The organism is Nocardia sp. NPDC004278 (assembly GCF_053602975.1).
Window position 1 is genome coordinate 13,991 of the sequence record NZ_JBSGEQ010000014.1, and the last position, 21,165, is coordinate 35,155.

Consider the following 21,165-nt stretch of genomic DNA (forward strand, 5'->3'; position numbering starts at 1 on the left):
GCTCACGCCGCGCGACTTCGTAGCGGCGACCACCAGCCACTCGACAACACAGGAGTACGCGCATGATCGATCGCAACGCACTGCTCACCGATCTGAAGAAGCAGGTCGGTGCGATGGAAAGCGATCTGGGTCGCCAGCTGGACCGGCCGGAGACCGACCAGGCCCGCCGCGCGGCCACGCAATTGCGCGCCGAATACGACCGAGCCAAGAAGGTTGGCCGCACCGCAGCCACCTGGGCGTCGTGGCGCGACGAACGCGTTACCCAGGTCGCCGCGGCCTGGGTGCTCGGCACCGTATTCGTCCGGTTCTGCGAGGACAACCAGCTCATTGACGAGCCATACCTCACCGGCCCCACCGACGATCGACGTGAACTGGCCCAAGCTCGCTACGACGACTACGTCGCTACCGTGGACGACCCGACCTACCGCGGTTGGCTGGAACGTGCCTTCGCCGAACTCGGCACCGGACAAGCCGGAAAGCTGCTGTTCGATCCCGCACACAACCCGCTGTACCAGGTGCCGCTGTCGCACGCGGGAGCCCAGCAGCTAATCGACTTCTGGCGGGCCCGTGACGAATCCGGCGGTCTCGTCCACGATTTCACCGACCCGCTGAGGGAAGACGGGACCGAGGGCTGGGATACTCGATTCCTCGGTGACCTCTACCAAGATCTCTCCGAGAACGCCCGGAAAACCTATGCTCTGCTCCAAACCCCGGAGTTCGTCGAGGAATTCATCCTCGATCGCACGCTCACGCCTGCCCTGCAGGAATTCGGCTACCGGGATCTGAAACTGATTGATCCCACCTGCGGCTCCGGGCACTTCGTGTTGGGCGCGTTCAAGCGACTCACTCGCCTGTGGGCCGAAAAGGAGTCCACCCGAGACCGGCACGAACGAGTCCGCGCCGCACTCGATTCCGTGCACGGCGTGGATGTCAACCCGTTCGCCATCGCCATCGCACGCTTCCGTCTGCTAGTAGCAGCAATGGCGGCAGCCAAGATCCACACCCTCGCCCAAGCCGCGAACTACGAATGGCCGATCCATTTGGCCATCGGCGACTCGCTCATTAAGGCGCGGCAGCTGGAGCTAATGGAACTCACCATCGACGACGTCGAGCCCGGTGATCCGGTCGCCGAATTCTCCTACGCGACTGAAGATGTGCACGAGCACCCGCGGATCCTGGAGGCGGGACGGTATCACGTGGTCGTGGGAAACCCGCCATACATCACGGTGAAGGACAAGACGCTCAATGGGCTGTACCGGGAGCTGTACGACGCGTGCTCGGGCAAGTACGCACTCTCGGTTCCGTTCGCTCAGCGGTTCTTCGAGCTGGCAAAGCGTGGTGATGACGATGGGCGCGGATACGGGCGGGTCGGGCAGATCACTGCCAACTCGTTCATGAAACGCGAGTTTGGTACGAAGCTCATCGAGGAATATTTCGGGCACAAGGTCGAACTCACCGAAGTGATCGACACGTCGGGGGCATATATTCCCGGGCATGGCACCCCTACCGTGATCCTCGTCGGCACATGTCGTGCGGGGAAGAACCGTAGCGCCGCCGTACGGACGATCCGAAGCGTGCAAGGTGAACCGAAAGCTCCTGATCAGCCCGAAAAAGGGTTCGTATGGAGTGCAATCGTGGACCAGATCGACCGACCCGGCACGGTGAGCCAGTGGGTCTCAGTCGATGACCTGGACCGAGAACGGTACTTCAGCAAGCAGCCGTGGATCCTGCTCGACGGCGGTCTGGAGATGGTACAGCTCCTCGAACAGGACTCTGCCGGAACACTCGAAGCCACGACCAGCGCGATTGGTATGACAGCCCTGACCCTCGAGGACGATGCATTTCTCCTCCCCACTGCCTTCTCTAAACGCATCGGAGTCGACAAGGACTGCGTATTTCTGGTCAACGGCGACGAGGTTCGCGACTACATCATCGACTCGCCTCAACATACGGTCATGCCAAACGAGTGGAATGGAGCGAAGCGATCACTTCAATCCTCCACTGCGGCATACTTTTGGCCGTACAGAACAAATCTGAGTCGCCGCTTGTACTTCGGAAAGATCCCCGCCGACCGAGGTCTGCGATGGTTCGACTTAGGGATTTACTTTCCTGATCGGCACCGCACACCTTTGTCTATCACGTTTGCGTTTGTGGCAACGCACAACCACTTCGCATTGGACCGCGGTGGGAAGGTTTTTAACCGCACTTCTCCGGTGATCAAATTGCCAGAGGATGCAAGCGAGATGGAGCATCTGCGGCTGCTCGGGGTGCTCAACAGCTCCACCGCATGCTTCTGGCTCAAGATGGTCAGCCACAGCCGAGGGAGCACCGTCGACTCCAAGGGTGCTCGACAATCACGTATTCCATTCGAAGACTTCTTCGAGTTTACGGGAACGAAGTTGGAGGAATTTCCTCTACCAACCAAGTTCCCCACCGAGATCGCCTCGGAGCTGGATGCGTTGGCGTCCGATCTCGCGAAAACCAGCCCCTCGAATGTCATAGCGGCCACAACCCCCGTTGCCACCTCCCTAAAAGAGGCTGAGCGGAGGTGGAAACTGCTCCGCAGCAAGATGATTGCCCTCCAGGAGGAAATGGACTGGCAGGTATACTCGCTGTACAGCCTCTTCCCAGAAGATCTACGCACACATGAGTCCGAAATGCCCGCACTCCATTTAGGCGAGCGAGCTTTCGAGATTGCCCTCGCTCGCAGGGTCGCAGTTGGTGAAGCATCGGCGGAGTGGTTCACTCGGCATAACTCCACCCCCATCACCGAGATCCCCGCACACTGGCCCGACTCCTACAAGAGGGTCGTCCAGAGGCGCATTGACACGATCGAGTCGAACCGCGCCATCGCCATGATCGAGAGCCCGGAGTACAAGCGGCGGTGGAAGTCTGAGAGCTGGGATGTCTTGCAGAAGAGGGCACTCTGTTCCTGGCTCTTGGACCGCATGGAATCCCGCGATCTCTGGTTCGAAGACGACCGCCCAGTGATCCGCACCCTCCCTCGCCTGACCGACCTCCTGTCCGAGGACGAAGATTTGACCTCAGTCGCCGCCCTCTACGCCCCACGTGTCGAATTGTCCCGCGTCGTAGCCGATCTCATCACCAACGAGCATGTCCCGTTCCTAGCGGCATTGCGCTACAAGCCATCCGGCTTGAAGAAGCGCGCGGACTGGGAGCACGTCTGGGATCTGCAACGCCAGGAAGACGCCGCGCCCGACGAGGCGGCGAAACGTAAGGTCCGCGACTCGATCCCGATCCCGCCCAAGTACACCTCGGCGGACTTCCTGCGCGCCTCCTACTGGCAGGCGCGCGGCAAACTGGACGTGCCGAAGGAGCGCTTCATCTCCTACGGCGACACCAACTCCGCGACCCCGGCGCTCTACGGCTGGGCTGGCTGGGATCATCGAGAACAGGCCCAGGCCCTCGCCACGTACTTCACGGCACAGAGCCTGGAGACCCCTGAGCTCCAACCGCTGCTGGCGGGCCTGCTCGAGCTGCAACCGTGGCTCGACCAGTGGCACAACGAGTTCGACGAGAACTACAGCGGTACTCCGGCCGCCTTCTTCGCCGGTTACCGCAGACAGCTCCAGGGCGAGCATGGTCTGTCCGACGATGATCTGCGCGCCTGGCGCCCGACCGCCGCCGCGCGTGGTCGGCGTACCCGTACCACCCGTGGGGAGGATTGAGATGGCACCGAAACCATTGCTGGCCGAGCTGATCGACATCAAGGAGACGATCTCCACCTCCGACTTCGTGCAGGGTCTGGTCGAGGCGGTGTCCGAGGACGACGCCACCCAGGCCGTGCGCGACTATGTGGTCACGGAGCGCCTGCTCGGCAACTTTGATCAGGCGCTGAGCCTGATCAAAGCGGCGATGGATGGACACACGTCCAAGCCCACCTATCTGCACGGCTCGTTCGGTTCCGGTAAGTCGCATTTCATGGCGGTGCTGTATGCGCTGCTGTCGGGCAATCCCGCCGCGCGCAGCCGCATCGAGTTCGAGCCGGTGCTGGCCAAGCATGGCTGGTTGCAGACCAACGGCAAGAAGTTCCTGCTGGTGCCGTATCACATGATCGGCGCGAAGGCGATGGAGCAGCGCGTGCTCGGCGGCTACGTCGACCACGTGCGCGCACTGCATCCGGAAGCATCGTTACCCCAGGTGTATCGCACCGACGCGATGTTCGACAGCCTGGGCAACCTGCGCAAGACCATGGGCGACGAGGCCGTACTCAATGCACTGAACTCAAGCTATGCGGACGAGGACAACGAATGGGGCGATTCGTCGTTCTGGACCGCGGATCTGCTCGACACTGCCATGTCTGCCGCCGAGGCGCATGAACCCGGCGCCAAGCTGAACCTGGTCGACCCGACGACTCCGGCCGAGCTGCGCGCAAAACTCGTCAATGATGCCGCCGAAACACTGATCACCGGTTTCACTCGTGATGCCGCCGAGAACGAGCACGGATTCATCTCACTCGATGCGGGGCTGTCGGTGATCGCCGACCATGCGAAATCCCTCGGATACGACGGCCTGATCCTGTTCCTGGACGAGCTGATCCTCTGGCTGCACCAGAAGATGCACGACCTGCCTTTCATCGCCAGAGAAACCGAGAAGATGACCAACTTCCGGGAGGGCGGCGATCAGCGGCGGGCCATCCCGATCGTGTCTTTCATTGCGCGCCAACGCGATCCGCGCGAGCTGCTCGGCGGCGAGGCATCAGGCGCCTATGAAGCGGCGATCCACGACAACCTCAACTTGGCATCGGGCCGGTTCGATCTGATCGAGCTGGAGGACCGCAACCTGCCGGAGATCGCGCACGAACGGCTGCTGAAACCAACGGACGACGCGGCGCGTAAGCAGATCGAAGACGCGTTCGCCGAAACCAAACGACTGCGCCCCCAGGTGTGGGATACCCTGCTCGGCTCGGAACAAGACAGCACCGGTGCCGACGAGGCATCGTTCAAGCGCTCCTACCCCTTCTCTCCCGCCTTCCTGTCCACGCTCGTACAGATTTCGTCGGATCTGCAGCGCGCCCGCACCGGCCTGAAACTGATGGGCCAACTGCTCGCCGACCGACGCGCCAATCTGCGGCTGGGCCAACTGATTCCGCTCGGCGACCTGTACTCGGTCATCACCGCGGGCGGTGACCGCCCGTTCGTGGCGGACAAGAAGGTGATGTTCGAGGCCGCCGACCGGCTGTACAAGACCGGATTGCGCCCATACCTGTTGGCGCAGTACGAGATCAGCGAAGACGACATCGAACAGTATCTGCACCGGCCAGAGACGATCACCGATAAGAATCTGGCCGGGCGCTGCAAGCAGTTCGTCGGCGACAACCAGCTGGTGAGCACGCTGCTCCTCTCGGCGTTGGCGCCGGGCGCGCCCGCATTGCATGAGCTAACCGTCCGGCGGCTCGGCGCACTCAATTACGGATCGGTGACTGCACCTATTCCCGGGCTGGAGGACGGCACGATTGCCTCGAAGGTGCGGGAATGGGCGGGGCGGTTCGCCGAGATCAAGATCGGCGACGGCGTCGATCCCAGCGTGCGGCTGGAACTTTCCGGTGTGAATCTGGAGTCGGTACTCGCCAATGCCGATGTCAACAACACCCGTGGTAACCGCGCCGCACTGGCCCGGCGAATTCTGCTGGAGGAGTTCGATATTCAGCCAGCCGACGACCGGCTGGGCGTCGATGAGCTGCGGTTCGTCTGGCGCGGCTCGGTTCGCAGCGTCGAAGTGCTGTTCGGCAACGTCCGCGATGAGAACGAGCTGCCCAACCACGATATGGACCCGTCCTCCCCTACTCTGTGGCGGATCATTATCGACCTGCCGTTCGATGAGGACGACCATTCCGCACGCGAGGATGCGACCCGAATCCGCGAGCTGCGCCAACGCCAGCAGGGGCACCCGACCCAGACACTGGCATGGCTGCCGGATCATCTGGCCAAACCACGCTGGGACAGCTTCCAGCGGCTGGTGAAGATCGACAAGGCGCTGGCCGATCCAGGCCGCTTCGACACCCAATACGCAGCCCATCTCAATGCCGACCACCGGGCAATGGCCCGCAATCTACTGACCGATCAGCGCGAAACGCTGATGGCTCAACTGAAGGCGGCCTTCAAGCAGGCCTATGGCCTCGCCGACAAGCAGGACGCGGACGTGCAGAAGTCCTTCGAGGAACACCTGCAGCCGCTGCCCGATATCGAGGGACTGACGCTCCCGCTCGGGCAGCCGATGGCCGAGGCGATCCGCCACGTCGCAGGCACTCTGCTGGCCCACCAGTACCCGGACCACCCGGACTTCGACCCCGACAACACTGGGATAGCGATCAAGCCCGCCGATGCGAAAACCGTATTCGCCCACGTGCGCACGGCCGCGGAGGCACGCGACGGGCGGGTGGATGCGGCCAGGGACCACAAGATCATGCGGCGATTGGCGGTTCCCCTCGGGTTGGGCGAGCAGAGTGAGGCGTACTTCGAGTTGTCGCGCTCCTGGGCCGACCACTTCAAGCGCACCGCCCGCATCGATGGGGTCACCGGCGATCTGCCGGTGCACACCCTCATCGAATGGACGAATCTGCCGAATCCCCGTGGCCTGGATACCTTCCTGGCGAACCTGGTTGTCGCCGCGTTCGCCGAGATGGACGACCGGGTCTGGGTGCGGGCAGGTATGCCGCTCGACCCGGCGCCGGATCTGCACCAGATCAAATCCGGTGACGCACTGCGTACCCAACCGCCGCCGTCCGAACAGGATTGGGAGACTGCCCGACAGCGTTTCGAGGCGATCGCCGGCGATAAGGCGCCGACGCTGCGCCGCGGTCGATTGGTACAGCAGTTCGCCCGCCAGATCATCGCCTTCGCGCGCGGATACAAAGAGGCGGCAGCGGATCTGGTGCGACAGTTGGAGCAGCACTCGGAATTTCTCGGCCTAGCCGACAATGGTGACACCGGTCGGCTGACCATCGCTCGTCATGCCGTCGCTCTGCTGACCGCGATGGAATCCACCGGAACCGGCTCGGCAGCAGCCAAGCAGACCATCGAAAAATTCGCACAGTTCGACCTCGGTGCGCCGACCCCGGAAAGGTACGGCGCCGCCATCAAACAGGCGCACGCCGTGGCGGACGCGCTCGCGCGCACCCCGTGGGACCACCTCGAGGTAGCCACTGGCCTGGGCGTCGAGGGCGAGAGCCTGCTGGAGTCGCTGCGCAATGCCGCTCGTGCAGACCAGTTCACGACCGACTTGGTTGCCGTGCTGGCCGAGACGCCGCGCAAGGTCACAGCGCTGATCCGAGCCCGACAGCCGCAAGACCCGACTCCGACCCCACCACCGGCCCCACGGCCCGACGACATCTCGCTCGGTACCGACACTAGTAACCCGCCGATACCGGATGACGCGCCGCCGCCGGACGGCAACGGCCTGCGACGGGCCGGACGTCGTCGGACCACGGCGCGCACCGCGATCACCGATCTCACCGCGGAGTTGGCCGACATTGTCGATCTAAATCCCGGCGCCGAAATCGAGATCACCTGGCGGGTGATCGAATCATGACATCGGCCACCGCTTCGGCAAGCACTTTGAAGCTGTCGAAGGCTGTAGTGGCGCAGTATCTTTCGGTGCACGCCGCGACCCGATGCGACGGCCGGACCGTGGTGCTCTTGCGGGGCGCACCGGTGTGGGAGGACACAACCGAGCTCACGATTGGAACGTGTCGGGTGCGTGTCGTCGCGGCACCATCGGTCCTGGCGGTACACGAACAGGTGCTCGCCCACCTGCACAACAATGATGGCAGCGAACCCAGCATGCTCGTGGTGCTCACCGATCGCGAGCACGATGAGCTGGACCCCGCGATCCTGGCACGCACCTTCCGACAGCGCATCAACCAGGTGGATCAATGGGAGGTCGTGCGACAGGCATTCGGCGCCACCGAGATCGACGAATGGCTTCGACGCCAGACCTGGGCAGCGGAGCCGCTACTCGACGCGGCGGGAACGGACGGCTGGCCCCGGGTTACCGGTGGCGTGCTATCGCAAGATGAAGCATTGGTGGCGCTCGCAGTACGACGACTGCGGCTGTCCGGTGTCGAGCCCGGCGCGAGTCGATTAGACCCCGAGGTGCTACTGCGTTGGTCGCATACTCCCGGCGGCCCGGAGCTGTTGCGCGCACTGCGGGAGCCGGAACGAGTCGGGCTGCGCGAGTTCCTCGGCCGTGGTGCGCAGGCCGGTTCCGCAGGCAAGGTTCTGCTCGACCTCGTGCTGGCGGGTCATGGTGCCGATGCTCTCGCTTACGGTCTGGTCTGTGCGGCACTGTGGCTGCACCCGAACCCGGACCGCAGCGTGTACCAAGCGCGGGGCCGCGCCGAACGTCGGCTCGGCGACCATCCGCCGGTCGCCGGGGAGGAACTCGACCGGCGGATGACCGTGTTCGGCCGGACCTGCGCGGATTACGTCGGAAACCTGGTCGACCGGGTCAATGATCCACGGGCCCGCTCCGAGCACACACCCTGGTCGGCAGCAGCCCTGGATGCGCGCAAAGTGGCCTATCCGGCGATAGATCGCGCCGCCGCACTCGCACGGGAATTCGGCGCGGAGACTGCGATCGAGACCAGCCCAATTCTGAAGGTGGGCCTCGAGGCACGATTCACGGCGGTCGGAAACGCACTCGGCCGAGGTGATCTCGCTGCGGTCGAGACGGCGTTCACGGAGTTGGGCGCGCACCGATTGGCCGCCGACGACGATTACACGGTCCGAATTCAGCGCATCGAGATGGCCCACCGGTTGGCTCGGTGGCTGGCAACTGAGCCGGACCCCACTACAGAATCCGTGGCCCACGCGCTGCAACGGCACATCGCCGAGACCTGCTGGGTGGATCGCGCACTGGACTTCGTCGAGGCCGGTGGCGACACTGATCCGGCACTGAAGGTGCCGTACAAGACGATCGCCGACCGAGTCCGCGAACGTCGCCGCGAGTTCGACTTCGAATTCGCAGTCACACTGCGCAACTGGACCGAAGCAGGCACCGATCCCGGGCGGATGCTCACCGTCGAATCCTTCCTTACCCGGGTGGTGGCACCGATCGCCGGACAGCACCGAATACTGCTGATCGTGCTGGACGGTATGAGTGCGGCAATCGCCGCCGCGATCGGCGATCAGCTGCACAGCACAGGCTGGACCGAATACGACCCGGTGTCCGACGGACTCAAGGAGCAGCGACGAGGGATGGCGGCGGCGTTGCCCAGCTGGACCGCAGTGTCACGTACCTCACTGTTCGCGGGTCGGCTCATGCAGGGAGACCAGAAAGACGAGCGTCAGCTGTTCCCACGACACCGGTTCTGGGGTGGCAAACGCGCGGCCGTATTCCACAAAAACGATCTGCGGGCCGAACCCGGGCATCCGTTCGGCGTCGAACTCACCACTGCTCTAGATCAGCCGGATACGCATATCGCCGTTGTGCTCAACACCATCGATGACCGGCTCGGCAAGGAACTCAAACTGGGTGATCCACAGTGGCAGCTCACTGAAATCGGCGATCTGCGTGCCCTGCTCCGGGCGGCCGCCGACCACGAGATGGCCGTGCTAATCACCAGCGATCACGGCCACGTGGTGGATCGACACGGTGTCCAGGTGGACGACCACGGCACCGCCAAATCGGCTCGGCACCGGCTGCCAGGACCGGGAGCCAATCAGCTCGCTGACGTCGAGATAACGCTCTCCGGGCCGCGGGTGGTGGCGCCGGAGCCCGGCGCATCGATTATCGCACTGTGGGACAACGACTCTCGCTACACAACCCAGAAGGCTGGTTACCACGGAGGCGCTGCGCTCGCCGAAGTCACCATCCCGGTGCTGGCGTTTCTGCGACTCGGTACCGTGCCGCCCAAGGTCTGGCGGGAACTGGGCCCACAGGCACCGAGCTGGTGGGATCCGGACCGATCGGCACCGGCCGCCATGGCGCCCGCGATCCAATCGACCGCGCGTCAACAGCAGGTCAGCCGCGCGGCCAAGGAAAGCCTGGACGGCACGGTCCCTATGTTTGAGCTTCCCGCGCCGCCCACAACCGCTGCGCTCGGACCAGCCGATGCGTCCGACCGTGCCGATCTTGCGACCCGTTTGCTCGCCTCTGAAGCATTCCAGGCCCAACGGCTGCTGTTGGCTCGTCCGCCACAGGAACAGAAGCTGGAGAAGGCCATTCGCGCGCTACTCGAAACTCCGCTGTCGGCTACCGCGTTGGTCCAACGCATCGGTGAACGTCCCGACCGAGCCAACGGCTTCGCCGCCACGCTGCGCCAACTACTCAACTACGACGGGATAGAAGTACTCAAGACCGATGCCGACGGACGGACCCTGAAGCTGTCCGTCCAATGGCTTCGCGAGCAGTTCGATCTGACGTGAGTCCGAAACAATCGCGTAGCTCGGCCTCGAATCGCATCGAGCAGAGATCAGGCCAGCATGAACGCACATGGGAGACTTGATCGGATGAGCACAGTTCAACCGGCCCCGGTGAGTGCGGTCCGTCGCCGCGCGGTGATCGATGCGCTGCGCCGCGGAGCCGTGCCCGAAAGCGGACTCGACCTGCTCGCAAGCGGACTCGATCGGTTCGAGTCCGCGATCGACGCAGAGTTGGATGCCGTCGCAGCCGGTGGATCGGTGTTCAAGGCGGTGCGCGGCGAGTACGGATCCGGCAAGACCTTCTTTGCCCGTTGGCTCGCCGAACGCGCCAAACGACGCAACTTCGCAGTCGCCGAGGTGCAGATCTCCGAAACCGAGACTCCACTGCAAAAGCTGGAGACCGTGTACCGGCGGCTCACCGAACGTCTCACCACCTCCAGCTTTCCGCCCAGCGCGCTGCGCTCGGTTGTTGACGCCTGGTTCTACGCGTTGGAAGAGGACGCACTCGCCGATGGCAACGACGACGAGCACCTGTCGGCGGCAGTCGACGAGCTGATGGCGGCTCGGCTGACCGATGTGTCCAGGCATGCCCCGTCTTTCGCGACCGCATTGCGCGGCTATCGTGCCGCGCTGGTACAGGGCGACGATTCCACCGCGGCCGCAGTACTCGCCTGGCTCGGTGGGCAACCGAACGTCGCGGCCTCGGCGCGCCGTGCGGCCGGAGTGCGCGGCGACCTCGACCATTTCGGCGCCCTCGGTTTCCTGCAGGGTCTGCTCACTGTTTTACACGACAGTGGGCACCGTGGCCTGCTGGTTGTCCTGGACGAGGTGGAAACCCTGCAGCGCGTCCGCTCCGATGCCCGAGACAAGGCGCTCAATGCCCTGCGTCAACTCATCGACGAGGTGTACTCCGGTCGCTTCCCGGGCCTCTATCTGTTGATCACCGGAACACCGGCGTTCTACGACGGGCAGCAGGGAGTGCAGCGCCTTGCGCCGCTCGCCCAGCGACTGGCAACCGATTTCACCACCGACCCGCGATTCGACAATCCACGAGCCGTGCAGCTGCGTTTGCCCGGCTTCACCTTCGACTCGCTGACCGCACTCGGCATCACCATTCGAGACCTGTATGCGGCAGGCGCCGAGGCCGGCCCCCGGATCCAGCAGGTAGCCGATGACGCCTATGTCGCGGATCTGGCGCATGCGGTAGGCGGCGCGCTCGGAGGCAAGGTTGGCGTCGCACCACGGCTCTTCTTGAAGAAACTCGTCGGCGATGTGCTCGATCGGATCGATCAGTTCCCGGACTTCGACCCACGACATCATTACCGGCTGACCGTGAACTCGACCGAACTCACCGACACCGAACGCAATCTGGCCGCCGTACGGCCCGGCGCGACGGCCGACGACATCGTTCTCGACCTGTGATCACACCGGTGGGCGGCACGTCGGACCCAATGTCGACCCGAGTGCTAAATGGCCATGCAGGTCCAATGGGCTTGCAGTGCAACCCATTTCCGGCGCCAAGTGGACTCCCCCAGTGAAGCACGACATCGCCCCGCTGGACCGCCTGGACCCGGTCGTAGTGCATCACATCGTCAACACTCTGGGCTGGCCCGATCTGCGACCTCTGCAGAAGGCTGCGATCGCTCCATTACTCGACGGTGAGGACGCTGTGCTGCTCGCCCCCACCGCGGGCGGCAAGACCGAAGCAGCGTGCTTCCCACTGTTATCCGCAATGACGCGGTACGAGTGGACCGGTGTATCAGTCCTGTATTTATGCCCGCTCAAGGCGTTGCTGAACAATCTTGTCAATCGTGTGGACGCCTACGCGCAGTGGCTAGGGCGTCGCGCGGCGCTCTGGCATGGCGACACCACCGAAGCCCAGCGCAACCGCATCCGCAGAGAGCCGCCGAACGTCCTGCTCACTACCCCAGAGTCATTGGAAGCCATGCTCATCGGGGTGAAGACCGACCACGCCGATCTGCTCGGAGGTATCCGAGCTGTCGTGGTCGACGAGGTGCACGCTTTTGCCGGAGACGACCGAGGCTGGCATTTGCTGGCGGTACTGGAGCGCCTGCAGCGGGTCACCGGCTATCCGATCCAGCGGGTTGGTCTCTCGGCCACCGTGGGCAATCCGCAGGATCTGCTCACCTGGCTGCAAGGTTCCGGCGCCGGGTCACGCCCCGGTCGAGTCGTCGCCCCGGATCTGACGACCTCGCCCCCCTCCCGTGGCGCGGCCGCTGCGACGCCACCCGGTGAGGTCGAGCTGGACTATGTCGGCTCACTCGAAAACGCCGCCAAGGTCATCGCGGCACTACACCGAGGCGAAAAGCGTCTGGTGTTCTGTGATTCCCGTCGACAGGTCGAGCAATTGGGCGCGGCATTGCGGGAACGCGAAGTCACCGTCTTTCTCTCGCATGCGTCGCTCTCGACCGACGAACGTGCCCGGGCCGAGCAAGCCTTTGCAGAAGCGCGCGACTGTGTGATCGTCTCGACGTCGACGCTCGAGCTGGGTATCGACGTCGGCGACCTGGACCGGGTCATCCAGATCGATTCCCCCACGACTGTCGCGTCCTTCCTGCAACGTATCGGCCGTACCGGCCGCCGATCTGGCAGCATCCGCAATTGCCTGTTCCTGACCACTAGCGTGGATGCCCTTGTACAAGCCGCGGGCTTGCTGCTGTTGTGGGGCCGTGGTTGGGTCGAACCGGTGACCGCACCGCCACAGCCGCGCCATCTCGTTGCCCAGCAGCTACTAGCCGTCACCTTGCAGCAACGCACTCTTGGTGACCGGCTGTGGCAGCAGGAGTGGAACGGGCTCGCCCCCTTCGATTCTTCGGCTGCACCGATCCTGCGCTACCTGGTCGACGCCGGTTATCTCAATGATGATGGCGGTCTGTTGCACATCGGTCCGGAAGCCGAGAAGCGCTTCGGACGCCGTCACTTCCTCGAACTAACCGCCGCATTCACGGCGCCACCCCAGTTCACCGTCCTGGCCGGACGGCAAGAAATCGGACATGCCGACAGTTCGGTTCTTACCGATGACAAACCAGGTCCGCGGCTACTGCTGCTGGCCGGCCGTAGCTGGCGCGTCACGTACATCGACTGGAATCGCAAGCGCGTGTTCGTTGAATCGACCGACAGCGGCGGAATTGCCAAGTGGTCCAGCATCGGACTACGCGGGCTGTCATTTGAACTTGCTCGCGCGATGCGCGATGTGCTGCTCGACGCAGATCCGCCTGTTTCGCTGACAAAGCGTGCAACAGCACAGCTCGCCGAATTAAGACAAGGGCGGAAGGGCGAAGTCGGAACATCATCGACGACCGTCATCACCTGCGTCAACGAACAGGTTCGCTGGTGGACCTGGGCTGGCTATCGCGCTAATGCCACCCTCGCCGCCACGTTGGCCGAAGCTGCAGAACCGGGCCAACGCCCCACTGATTTTTCGATTCGATTGCGATCGGACCTCACCCGAGATATCTGGCGCGCCGCACACGCCGCCGCGAGTAACCGCCCGAACCTGATCCTCCCCGTAGTCGACAAACGCGCCGTCAAGGGACTGAAGTTCTCCGACGTACTACCTGAAAGTCTTTCCACAGCAACGGTTTCGGCGCGACTGGCAGATCTCGACGGTGCCAGCACCGTGCTCGCCGAACCGGTACAGTTCCTTTACTCCGAATAGGCGGATCACAGTTTGTCCAGCTCCGGTATGGGCTGACGAGACAGGGTTCCGATAGTAAGACAGGTAGTCGTTGCCCAAATGCTCTCCATAGCGGGGACACCATCGACCAAGACCCGCCGCTGCCCTTGCGAGACAGGATACGTGGCACTGGGGACTGCTGCTCGACCAGCCTGGCCTCATTGCTGCTCTCCGGCTGGAACAGGCGCACCATCTCCACGATCTGCTCGCGGGTCAGAATCACCCGCGCAGCACCGTCTTTCGCATCGTGTTCGGCCAGCTTCTTACGCAGCAGGGCCAGTAAGAGGCTCACGTGGAACGACAGGGCTCGGCGTGGGATCAGCCTCGGCACCGCGGGTGCGTCATCGTCCTCCGGGCGGGAACGCAGGTACGCGTAGCCTTCGGATTCGTCGATGATCACGGTCAACCCGATGACCCGCATGTAGTCACGGACCTGTGCCTGCAATGCCAGCAGGTGCCGCCACTGCTTGTCATGGGTTTCGCGATACAGCACGCCCTTCATCAGTTGAACGACCACCAGCGACAGATCCGGTTCGGTTGCACCCGATGCCGACATCACACCTCCTTGCCGGCGCTGCGTGCGAAGGTGACCCGGGGGATCTCGGCGCTGCGCTCGGTGCCCGCCTCATCACTCCACCGCACCCGCTGGCGGTTCGTGTCATCGAATATCACGTCGAAGGCCGGGTCGGTCAACGAGAAATAGGTGACCAACTCCGACAAGCCCTGTTCGAGTGGTCGCTCATCCAGCAGGCTGGCCAATCCGATCTGAGCCCGGCTGCGCAGCGCACCGCGCACATTGTCCGCCAGCCGCGCCGGATCGACGAAAACCTGTTGGAACAGCAGATCCGCATCCACGTCCTCGGACGCGTCGGTAATGCCCGCACTGTCCAACAGCTGTGTGTCCCGTGGCCGGTACAGCGGACGCTCCATCGGCAATGCGACCAGCGGTGCGGTGGAATCGATCTCGACCTCGACCGTCGGGTCGCGAATCTCGCACAGCCGCAACGCATTCGATTCGATGCTGCGCAGGATATCCATCACCCGACGGTTTTCCAGCCACACCTGGTCATCGAGGAACCGGCGCAACTGCTCCGAGAGCAGGCGGACCGTCGACTGGGTCCGGCTGCCCGCATCCAGCCAGTCGTGGTGGATACGACGCATCCGCGGGTCCGGTTCGCCGATGGCCTCGAGGTCCTGCACCTTGGCCAGCATTTCGGTGAATTCCACCTGCCTGTCGTGTGAGAGCAGAAAATCGTAGAACGCCTGGAAGCTGCGTCCCTGATCGGAATCGGTGATCGAATTTCTGCTGCCGAGCATGTCATCGAGCAGTTCCCCCTTGGAACCCGCCCAAGTCGCGATCTGTGCGCGCAGATCCCGGTCCAGCTGCCGGAAGTTGGCCTCTACCTCGCGGAAGTCGGCGAGTAACTCCCATGCGGTCGCAGTGAACTGCTGGTAGCGGTCGCGCAGTGCGGCCGAATCCAGTGGCGCGAAGCGGCCGTTGGCGACCGCATTGATCTCCTCGTCGATCGCGGCGCGGCGGCGCCGCAGCTCCGCCAACCGCACCTCGGGATCGGTCTCCGCACCGAACGCCATCTGCTGTAACAGTTCGAACAGAGTGTTCAGCCGGGACTCGGTGCCGACAAACGCCCGGTCCTGCAGTGTCTTCACCCAGGCCAGTGCCTTCTCCACGGCCGGGGTCGCGTCGAAATGCACCTCATCGGACCCCGGCGGGTAGTACTTGCGCAACCAACCGGCCTCCGGCGTCGACCAGTCGTTGAGATAGGCCATCGGCGATTTGGGGAAGGTACCCGCACCGAGCCGTTCGTTGAGTGCGTACAACTCGTCGTCGAGTCGGCCTGCCAACTCGGTCGCCAAGATCGCACGAACATTGTCGTCCATGAACACCTTCCCCAGGAAAGAGAGCACCAGCGGGGCGTTATCCGCCCGCAAGAGGCGCCAGGCGGGGTGGTGTTTACGCAGTGAATCCACATGGTCGAACTGCATGGGAGAGAGCTTTCGGCGGTGATCGGCGCGGTACCAGCGGAATAGTAGATAACCCCGCCGACAAGTGGCGTGATGGCCATCGCTGCGCCTCGCATCGCAGCGACGCCGGACCATCGCCCGCTCACCTTTCCACCTGAAGGCACGACCGCGCGGTGGCCCGCTGCCGGGCACGGTCAATCGAGGATGACGATCCGAGCGCACTATCCGCCGTTCCCGCATGAAACCGGCGCCAGGCCGTGAGCAACCGAGCACCGAAACGGCATCTGCCGCACCTGACAACCTTGGATCCGCCTAACCCCGAGCTGAACCGCACGTGCACGCGTCCCAACGTGCACCTGAACACACCGGATCGCTCGATCTGTGCACGCGAGGCGACCGCTGGTGGGAAGCTCGAAGGACCGTAGGTGTCGACCGAGAAAGCGAGACACATGGTCGAGAAAGCGAGTGCGTCTGCAGGGACCAACGGTAAGGCTGTGACGGCGCAGCGGCCGGAGGACATCCGGAATGTGGTGCTGGTCGGGCACAGCGGGTCGGGTAAGACCACGTTGGTAGAGGCGTTGGCGCTCACGGCGGGCGCGGTCAATCGCGCGGGCCGGGTGGAGGACGGGACGTCGCTATCGGATTATGACGAGATCGAGCACCGCCAGCACCGATCGGTGCAGCTGTCGGTGGTGCCGATGGCCTGGCGCGGGATCAAGGTCAATCTGCTGGATACTCCCGGATACGCCGATTTCGTCGGTGAGCTGCGGGCAGGTCTGCGGGCGGCGGATGCGGCGCTGTTCGTCATCTCGGCGGCGGAGGGTGCGGAGGGCGTGAGCGGTGCCACGCGCGCGCTGTGGGAGGAGTGCGCGGCGGTCGGGATGCCGCGGGCGATCGTGATCACCCATCTCGATACCGCGCGCGCCGATTTCGAAGAGATGACCGAGACCTGCCGCATCGTGCTCGGCGGTGGCTCCTCGGAAAATATCCTCCCGCTGCACCTTCCGGTGTACGGGCCGAAGGGGCCGGACGGCCACCGCCCGGTCACCGGTCTGGTCGAGCTGCTGCCGCACTGCGTGGCGGACTACTCCACCGGGGAGGAGGTCGAGTGCGAACCGTCTTCGGATCAGCTGCCGCTGCTCGAAGAGGCGCGCAACCGGCTGATCGAGGGCATTATCGCCGAGAGCGAAGACGAAACCCTGATGGAGCGCTATCTCGGCGGCGAGGAGATCGAGTTGGCCGCGCTGGTGGCGGACCTCGAGCGGGCGGTCGCCCGGGGCAGCTTCCATCCCGTGCTGTTCGGCGCGCCCGCCCCGGAGGGCGCCAAGCAGGGCCTCGGCACCATCGAACTGCTGGAGCTGATCATCGGCGGCTTTCCCACCCCGTCCGAGCACGCGGTCTCGGCCATCACCACCACCAACGGTTCCGCATCGACCCCCCTGCACTGCGATCCGGACGGCGCGCTGGCGGCCGAGGTGATCCGCACGGCGTCGGATCCGTATGTCGGGCGCGTCTCGCTGGTTCGCGTCTTCTCCGGCACCCTGCACCCCGACGATACGGTGCATGTCTGCGGTCACGGACTGGAGGACCGCGGCCATGAAAGCCATGACGTGGACGAGCGCATCGGCGCCATCACCGCACCGTTCGGCAAACTGCAGCGCCCGCTCGGCCAGGCCATTGCCGGCGATATCGCCTATGTGACCAAGCTGAGTCGCGCGGAAACCGGCGACACCCTCTCCGGCACTGCCGCGCCGCTGTTGATCGAACCCTGGCGGATGCCGGATCCCCTGCTGCCCATTGCCATTCGCGCGCGCAGCAAGGCGGATGAGGACAAACTCTCTACTGGTCTGTCCCGACTGGCGGCCGAGGATCCCGCGGTGCGGCTGGAACAGAATCCGGATACCCATCAGATCGTGCTGTGGTGTCTGGGCGAGGCGCACCGCGATGTCGCGCTGGAGCGGTTGCGCACCAGGTTCGGTGTGCAGGTGGATGTCGTCGATCACAAGGTCGCGCTGCGGGAAACGTTCGCGGGCAAGGCAACCGGTAAGGGCAGGCACGTGAAACAGTCCGGCGGGCACGGGCAATACGCGGTGTGCGAGATCGAGGTGGAGCCGCTGCCGGGCGGGTCGGGCATCGAATTCGTCGACCGCGTGGTGGGCGGAGTCGTTCCGCGGCAATTCATTCCGTCGGTGGAGAAGGGTGTGCGCGCCCAGGCCGCGCGCGGGGTGGCGGCCGGTTATCCGCTGGTCGACATGCGCGTGACGCTCTTCGACGGCAAGGCGCATTCGGTCGACTCTTCCGATGCCGCATTCCAGACCGCTGGCGCACTCGCACTGCGTGAGGCCGCGGCCGCCGCGGGTATCGACCTGCTCGAGCCGATCGCCGAAGTGTGGGTAGTGGTAACCGACGACTATGTCGGTCCGGTGCTCAGCGATCTGTCCGGACGCCGCGGACGGGTACTGGGCACCGAACCGCACGGCACCGGCCGCACGCGCATCCATGCCGAGGTGCCCGAACTCGAACTCACCCGCTACGCCATAGATCTGCGCTCGCTCTCGCACGGCACCGGTGACTTCACCCGCTCGTACGCGCGGCACGAACCGATGCCCAATGCATTGGCGGGTTCGGTCCGCGAGCAGGCCAAAAAGACGGGCTGATCCCCAGCGCCGCAGGATGTTTCGTTACCGTCGAAGGAGCCTGTTGAGCAGTCCAGAGCGTTTCGTAGTCGACACCGAACATTTCGGCAAGATCGTGATCACGCGGACCGACGAAAGAGTGGTCACCACACCAGTATTCGACGATGCCACCATGGTGACCATCGAGCGCATCGGCCCGCGCACTCGCGAGCGCGTCCCCATCGGCACGCGCAACGCCAAACGGCTACGGGCATCGATCAACGATCGCCCCATCAGACTGACCGTCGGTCGCGGACTCTTCTACCGCCGCTGGACCTACCGAGCAGTCGCCGAGATCCACGGCAGGATTTTCCGCCTGATGCCAACGAACCTGCACTCCAGCACATTGGTTCTCGGACAAAAGAACCAAGGCGATCACGTCCTCGCCCAATTCACACTGACCGGAACCCACCACATCGACACAGTGTGGGCACCACCACCAACCGCACCACCCCCGTTTCAACACCCCACCATCGAGGACGCACTAATCGCCTACGCCCTAGTAGCAGCCTTCGGCACTGGCGGCGTCTCACTAGGCGAACTCGTCCACATGCTGCTCCCGATCTAAACCCCCACCGCCGCACAAGAACCGCCAACTCAACACAGGCCACACACTGTGCGCGACCAAGACTCGATAAGCAGAAACGCAACCACAACGGCCGAGAATGCGCTGGTGCAGATGTGCTCTCGATGTTTACCTGCATGAGCGCATGGTGATCGCTTGTCCAGGGTGCGGCAGTACCCGGGTCCGCGTACCTCGACCGCGACCACCGTGACCGAGGTGCGCGCGGTCACCATGGACCGTGACGCATGAGCTGGGAGGGGTTGGGGCCCACCCCACGGAATGGGGTGGGCCCGAGATGTTTTCGCTAGGCGACCAGGTTCTTTCTAAGCTGTACGAGGGTGCCGCCATCGAGGCCGAGGCCCTGGGTCAGGAACTTTCCGAAGTCGCCGTACGCCTGTTCCAATGCATCGATCGCGGTATCCAGGTACTGGTCACGAACCTCTTGCAGGGGGATGAGCAGATCGGGGTTCTGCATCAGTCCGGCCTGCTTCACCTGCTCGCGCAGCTTGGCATCTGCGGCGGCTCGATACTGATTCGACAGCAGATAGTCCTGGCGCGCAGTCGATTCCGGTACTCCGACCGCCCGGAGCACCACATATGTCAGCCAGCCGGTTCGATCCTTACCCGAGGTGCAGTGATACAGCGTCGCGCGGTCGGTGGCCGCCAGATCCCGAATCGTCTGCCCGAACTTCGCGCGCGAATCCGCGCTGAGGAAGCTGGTATAGACACGGCCCATGATCTCCTCGGCCTTCCCGTTCCCCAGCAGTTCCTCCTGCTTCTGTGGGTCTCGCGACTGAATGGCCGCCATCATCTGCTGGAACAATCCGGTGTCATCGATCGGCCGCGCCACCGTCTGCACCCCAGCGGGCACCTTATCGGCGCCCATGAACTGCACCTCCGCGGGCGTCCGCAGATCAACGACCGCCTTCAGATTCAATCCACCTAGCTTCTGCACATCGGAGTCGGTCAATTTCTCCAGCGAATCGGACCGAATGGCCTTGCCGGACTTGACCTTCGCACCGTCATACGTCCGATACCCGCCGATATCCCGAACATTGACCGCGCCCTGCAATTCGATCCGCGCCGCAGCACTGTCCACGGTCGGCTCGGCCGTCGCCATCGGCGGCGTACCAGTAGCGGTCAACGCGAATGTCGCTAGGACAGAACCAATTAGAGCAACAACTGAATTCTTCATGGCGCGGGACAGTAGAGCCGCTTACCCGCCTCCTGCTGACTTTCCCACCGATCCCACCGCTACTACCCCACTCACCGAGACCCACATACCGTCCACCGAGACTTCCGCTACTCCCCTCGGCACCTCAGATACTCGACAGACGGCTCCAATAGCTCCGGATGTTCGCGCCAGTACATGGCGCCGTGAATCGCCAACATCGCCCAATGCCAAGCGTCTTCATGGAATTCGATGCCACGAAACGGCCGATCACTCGACTCATACGGATACGCCTCCCGCGCCTCCGCATCAGCCTCCTGCCACGTGCGCCCGCCATACCGCCGCATCAACCAGGCATAGTCGCCCCGCGCTTCCCGCAGGTTTCGCAGGTACTCGTCTTCAGGCCAGGTCATGTGAAATAGACCCGCGCTTCGAACTCCATCCAGTGCTCCTCAGCGTGCATCGTCGATGTCGACGGATAGGCGCTGCCACGCCGACGTCAACCGCATCAGCTGTTCGGCTGCCGCCCGATCCATCGCGGGCAAATTGCGGTCCGGGCGGTCGTCCCCCGTTGTTGCACTCGGCTTCCTCGGCCACGTACGCGATGACTTCGAGGATCAAGTGCCGAACACCGCATGGGGGGCATTGTCGACGGATCTCGGCGAGGTGGGCGAAGTCCACCGCGCTCG

9 protein-coding genes and 2 pseudogenes are annotated in these 21,165 nt (G+C 63.9%); 8 read left to right on the top strand and 3 right to left on the bottom strand.

Going from position 1 to position 21,165, the window contains the following annotated elements; all coding sequences use genetic code 11:
* Positions 1-62 precede the first annotated feature (62 nt).
* The 5 genes from pglX (at position 63) to ACWEO2_RS21985 (ending at position 14,064) form a co-directional block, all read left to right on the top strand.
* The gene (pglX, locus tag ACWEO2_RS21965) at positions 63-3,689 is read left to right on the top strand and encodes a BREX-2 system adenine-specific DNA-methyltransferase PglX (RefSeq protein ID WP_452407015.1); all 3,627 of its coding nucleotides are present in this window, start codon (positions 63-65) and stop codon (positions 3,687-3,689) included.
* A 1-nt stretch (position 3,690) separates the two neighbouring features.
* Entirely contained in the window at positions 3,691-7,551 is a 3,861-nt protein-coding gene (gene pglY / locus ACWEO2_RS21970) for a BREX-2 system ATPase PglY (RefSeq protein ID WP_452407016.1), read from the top strand.
* Positions 7,548-10,388 (top strand): BREX-2 system phosphatase PglZ, encoded by a 2,841-nt coding sequence (pglZ, locus tag ACWEO2_RS21975; protein ID WP_452407017.1) that lies wholly within the window; start codon positions 7,548-7,550, stop codon positions 10,386-10,388. The genes pglY and pglZ overlap by 4 nt, the downstream gene beginning before the upstream one ends.
* Positions 10,389-10,472: 84 nt before the next feature.
* Positions 10,473-11,807, top strand: a complete 1,335-nt coding sequence (gene brxD, locus ACWEO2_RS21980) for a BREX system ATP-binding protein BrxD (RefSeq protein ID WP_452407018.1) — start codon at positions 10,473-10,475, stop codon at positions 11,805-11,807.
* Between the two features lie 112 nt (positions 11,808-11,919).
* Positions 11,920-14,064, top strand: coding sequence for a DEAD/DEAH box helicase (locus ACWEO2_RS21985; protein WP_452407019.1), 2,145 nt, complete (start codon positions 11,920-11,922; stop codon positions 14,062-14,064).
* Positions 14,065-14,236: 172 nt separating this feature from the next.
* Here ACWEO2_RS21985 and ACWEO2_RS21990 read toward each other — a convergent pair.
* Both ACWEO2_RS21990 and ACWEO2_RS21995 read right to left on the bottom strand, forming a co-directional pair.
* Positions 14,237-14,638, bottom strand: a pseudogene (locus ACWEO2_RS21990) (DUF4194 domain-containing protein); the annotation flags it as partial.
* The gene (locus ACWEO2_RS21995) at positions 14,638-16,086 is read right to left on the bottom strand and encodes a DUF3375 domain-containing protein (protein ID WP_452407020.1); all 1,449 of its coding nucleotides are present in this window, start codon (positions 16,084-16,086) and stop codon (positions 14,638-14,640) included. The pseudogene ACWEO2_RS21990 and the gene ACWEO2_RS21995, both read right to left, overlap by 1 nt.
* 428 nt (positions 16,087-16,514) lie before the next feature.
* On the opposite strand from ACWEO2_RS21995, the gene ACWEO2_RS22000 reads away from it, so the two are divergent.
* The 3 genes and pseudogenes from ACWEO2_RS22000 to ACWEO2_RS22010 form a co-directional block, all read left to right on the top strand.
* Positions 16,515-18,722, top strand: a complete 2,208-nt coding sequence (locus ACWEO2_RS22000) for an elongation factor G-like protein EF-G2 (protein WP_452407021.1) — start codon at positions 16,515-16,517, stop codon at positions 18,720-18,722.
* A gap of 43 nt (positions 18,723-18,765) precedes the next feature.
* The gene (locus ACWEO2_RS22005) at positions 18,766-19,308 is read left to right on the top strand and encodes a hypothetical protein (protein WP_452407022.1); all 543 of its coding nucleotides are present in this window, start codon (positions 18,766-18,768) and stop codon (positions 19,306-19,308) included.
* Positions 19,309-19,482: 174 nt separating this feature from the next.
* Positions 19,483-19,551, top strand: a pseudogene (locus ACWEO2_RS22010) (Crp/Fnr family transcriptional regulator); the annotation flags it as partial.
* A 58-nt stretch (positions 19,552-19,609) separates the two neighbouring features.
* On the opposite strand, the gene ACWEO2_RS22015 reads toward ACWEO2_RS22010, so the two are convergent.
* Positions 19,610-20,449 carry a tyrosine-protein phosphatase gene (locus ACWEO2_RS22015; RefSeq protein ID WP_452407023.1) on the bottom strand — a complete coding sequence of 280 codons (840 nt, stop codon included), beginning with the start codon at positions 20,447-20,449 and terminating at the stop codon, positions 19,610-19,612.
* Between the last annotated feature and the right edge of the window lie 716 nt (positions 20,450-21,165).

Bases quoted from the DNA above. Each gene is read 5' to 3' on its own strand.
- pglX (WP_452407015.1), top strand. From the start codon at position 63: ATGATCGATCGCAACGCACTGCTCACCGATCTGAAGAAGCAGGTCGGT.
- pglY (WP_452407016.1), top strand. From the start codon at position 3,691: ATGGCACCGAAACCATTGCTGGCCGAGCTGATCGACATCAAGGAGACG.
- pglZ (WP_452407017.1), top strand. From the start codon at position 7,548: ATGACATCGGCCACCGCTTCGGCAAGCACTTTGAAGCTGTCGAAGGCT.
- brxD (WP_452407018.1), top strand. From the start codon at position 10,473: ATGAGCACAGTTCAACCGGCCCCGGTGAGTGCGGTCCGTCGCCGCGCG.
- ACWEO2_RS21995 (WP_452407020.1), bottom strand. From the start codon at position 16,086: ATGCAGTTCGACCATGTGGATTCACTGCGTAAACACCACCCCGCCTGG.
- ACWEO2_RS22000 (WP_452407021.1), top strand. From the start codon at position 16,515: ATGGTCGAGAAAGCGAGTGCGTCTGCAGGGACCAACGGTAAGGCTGTG.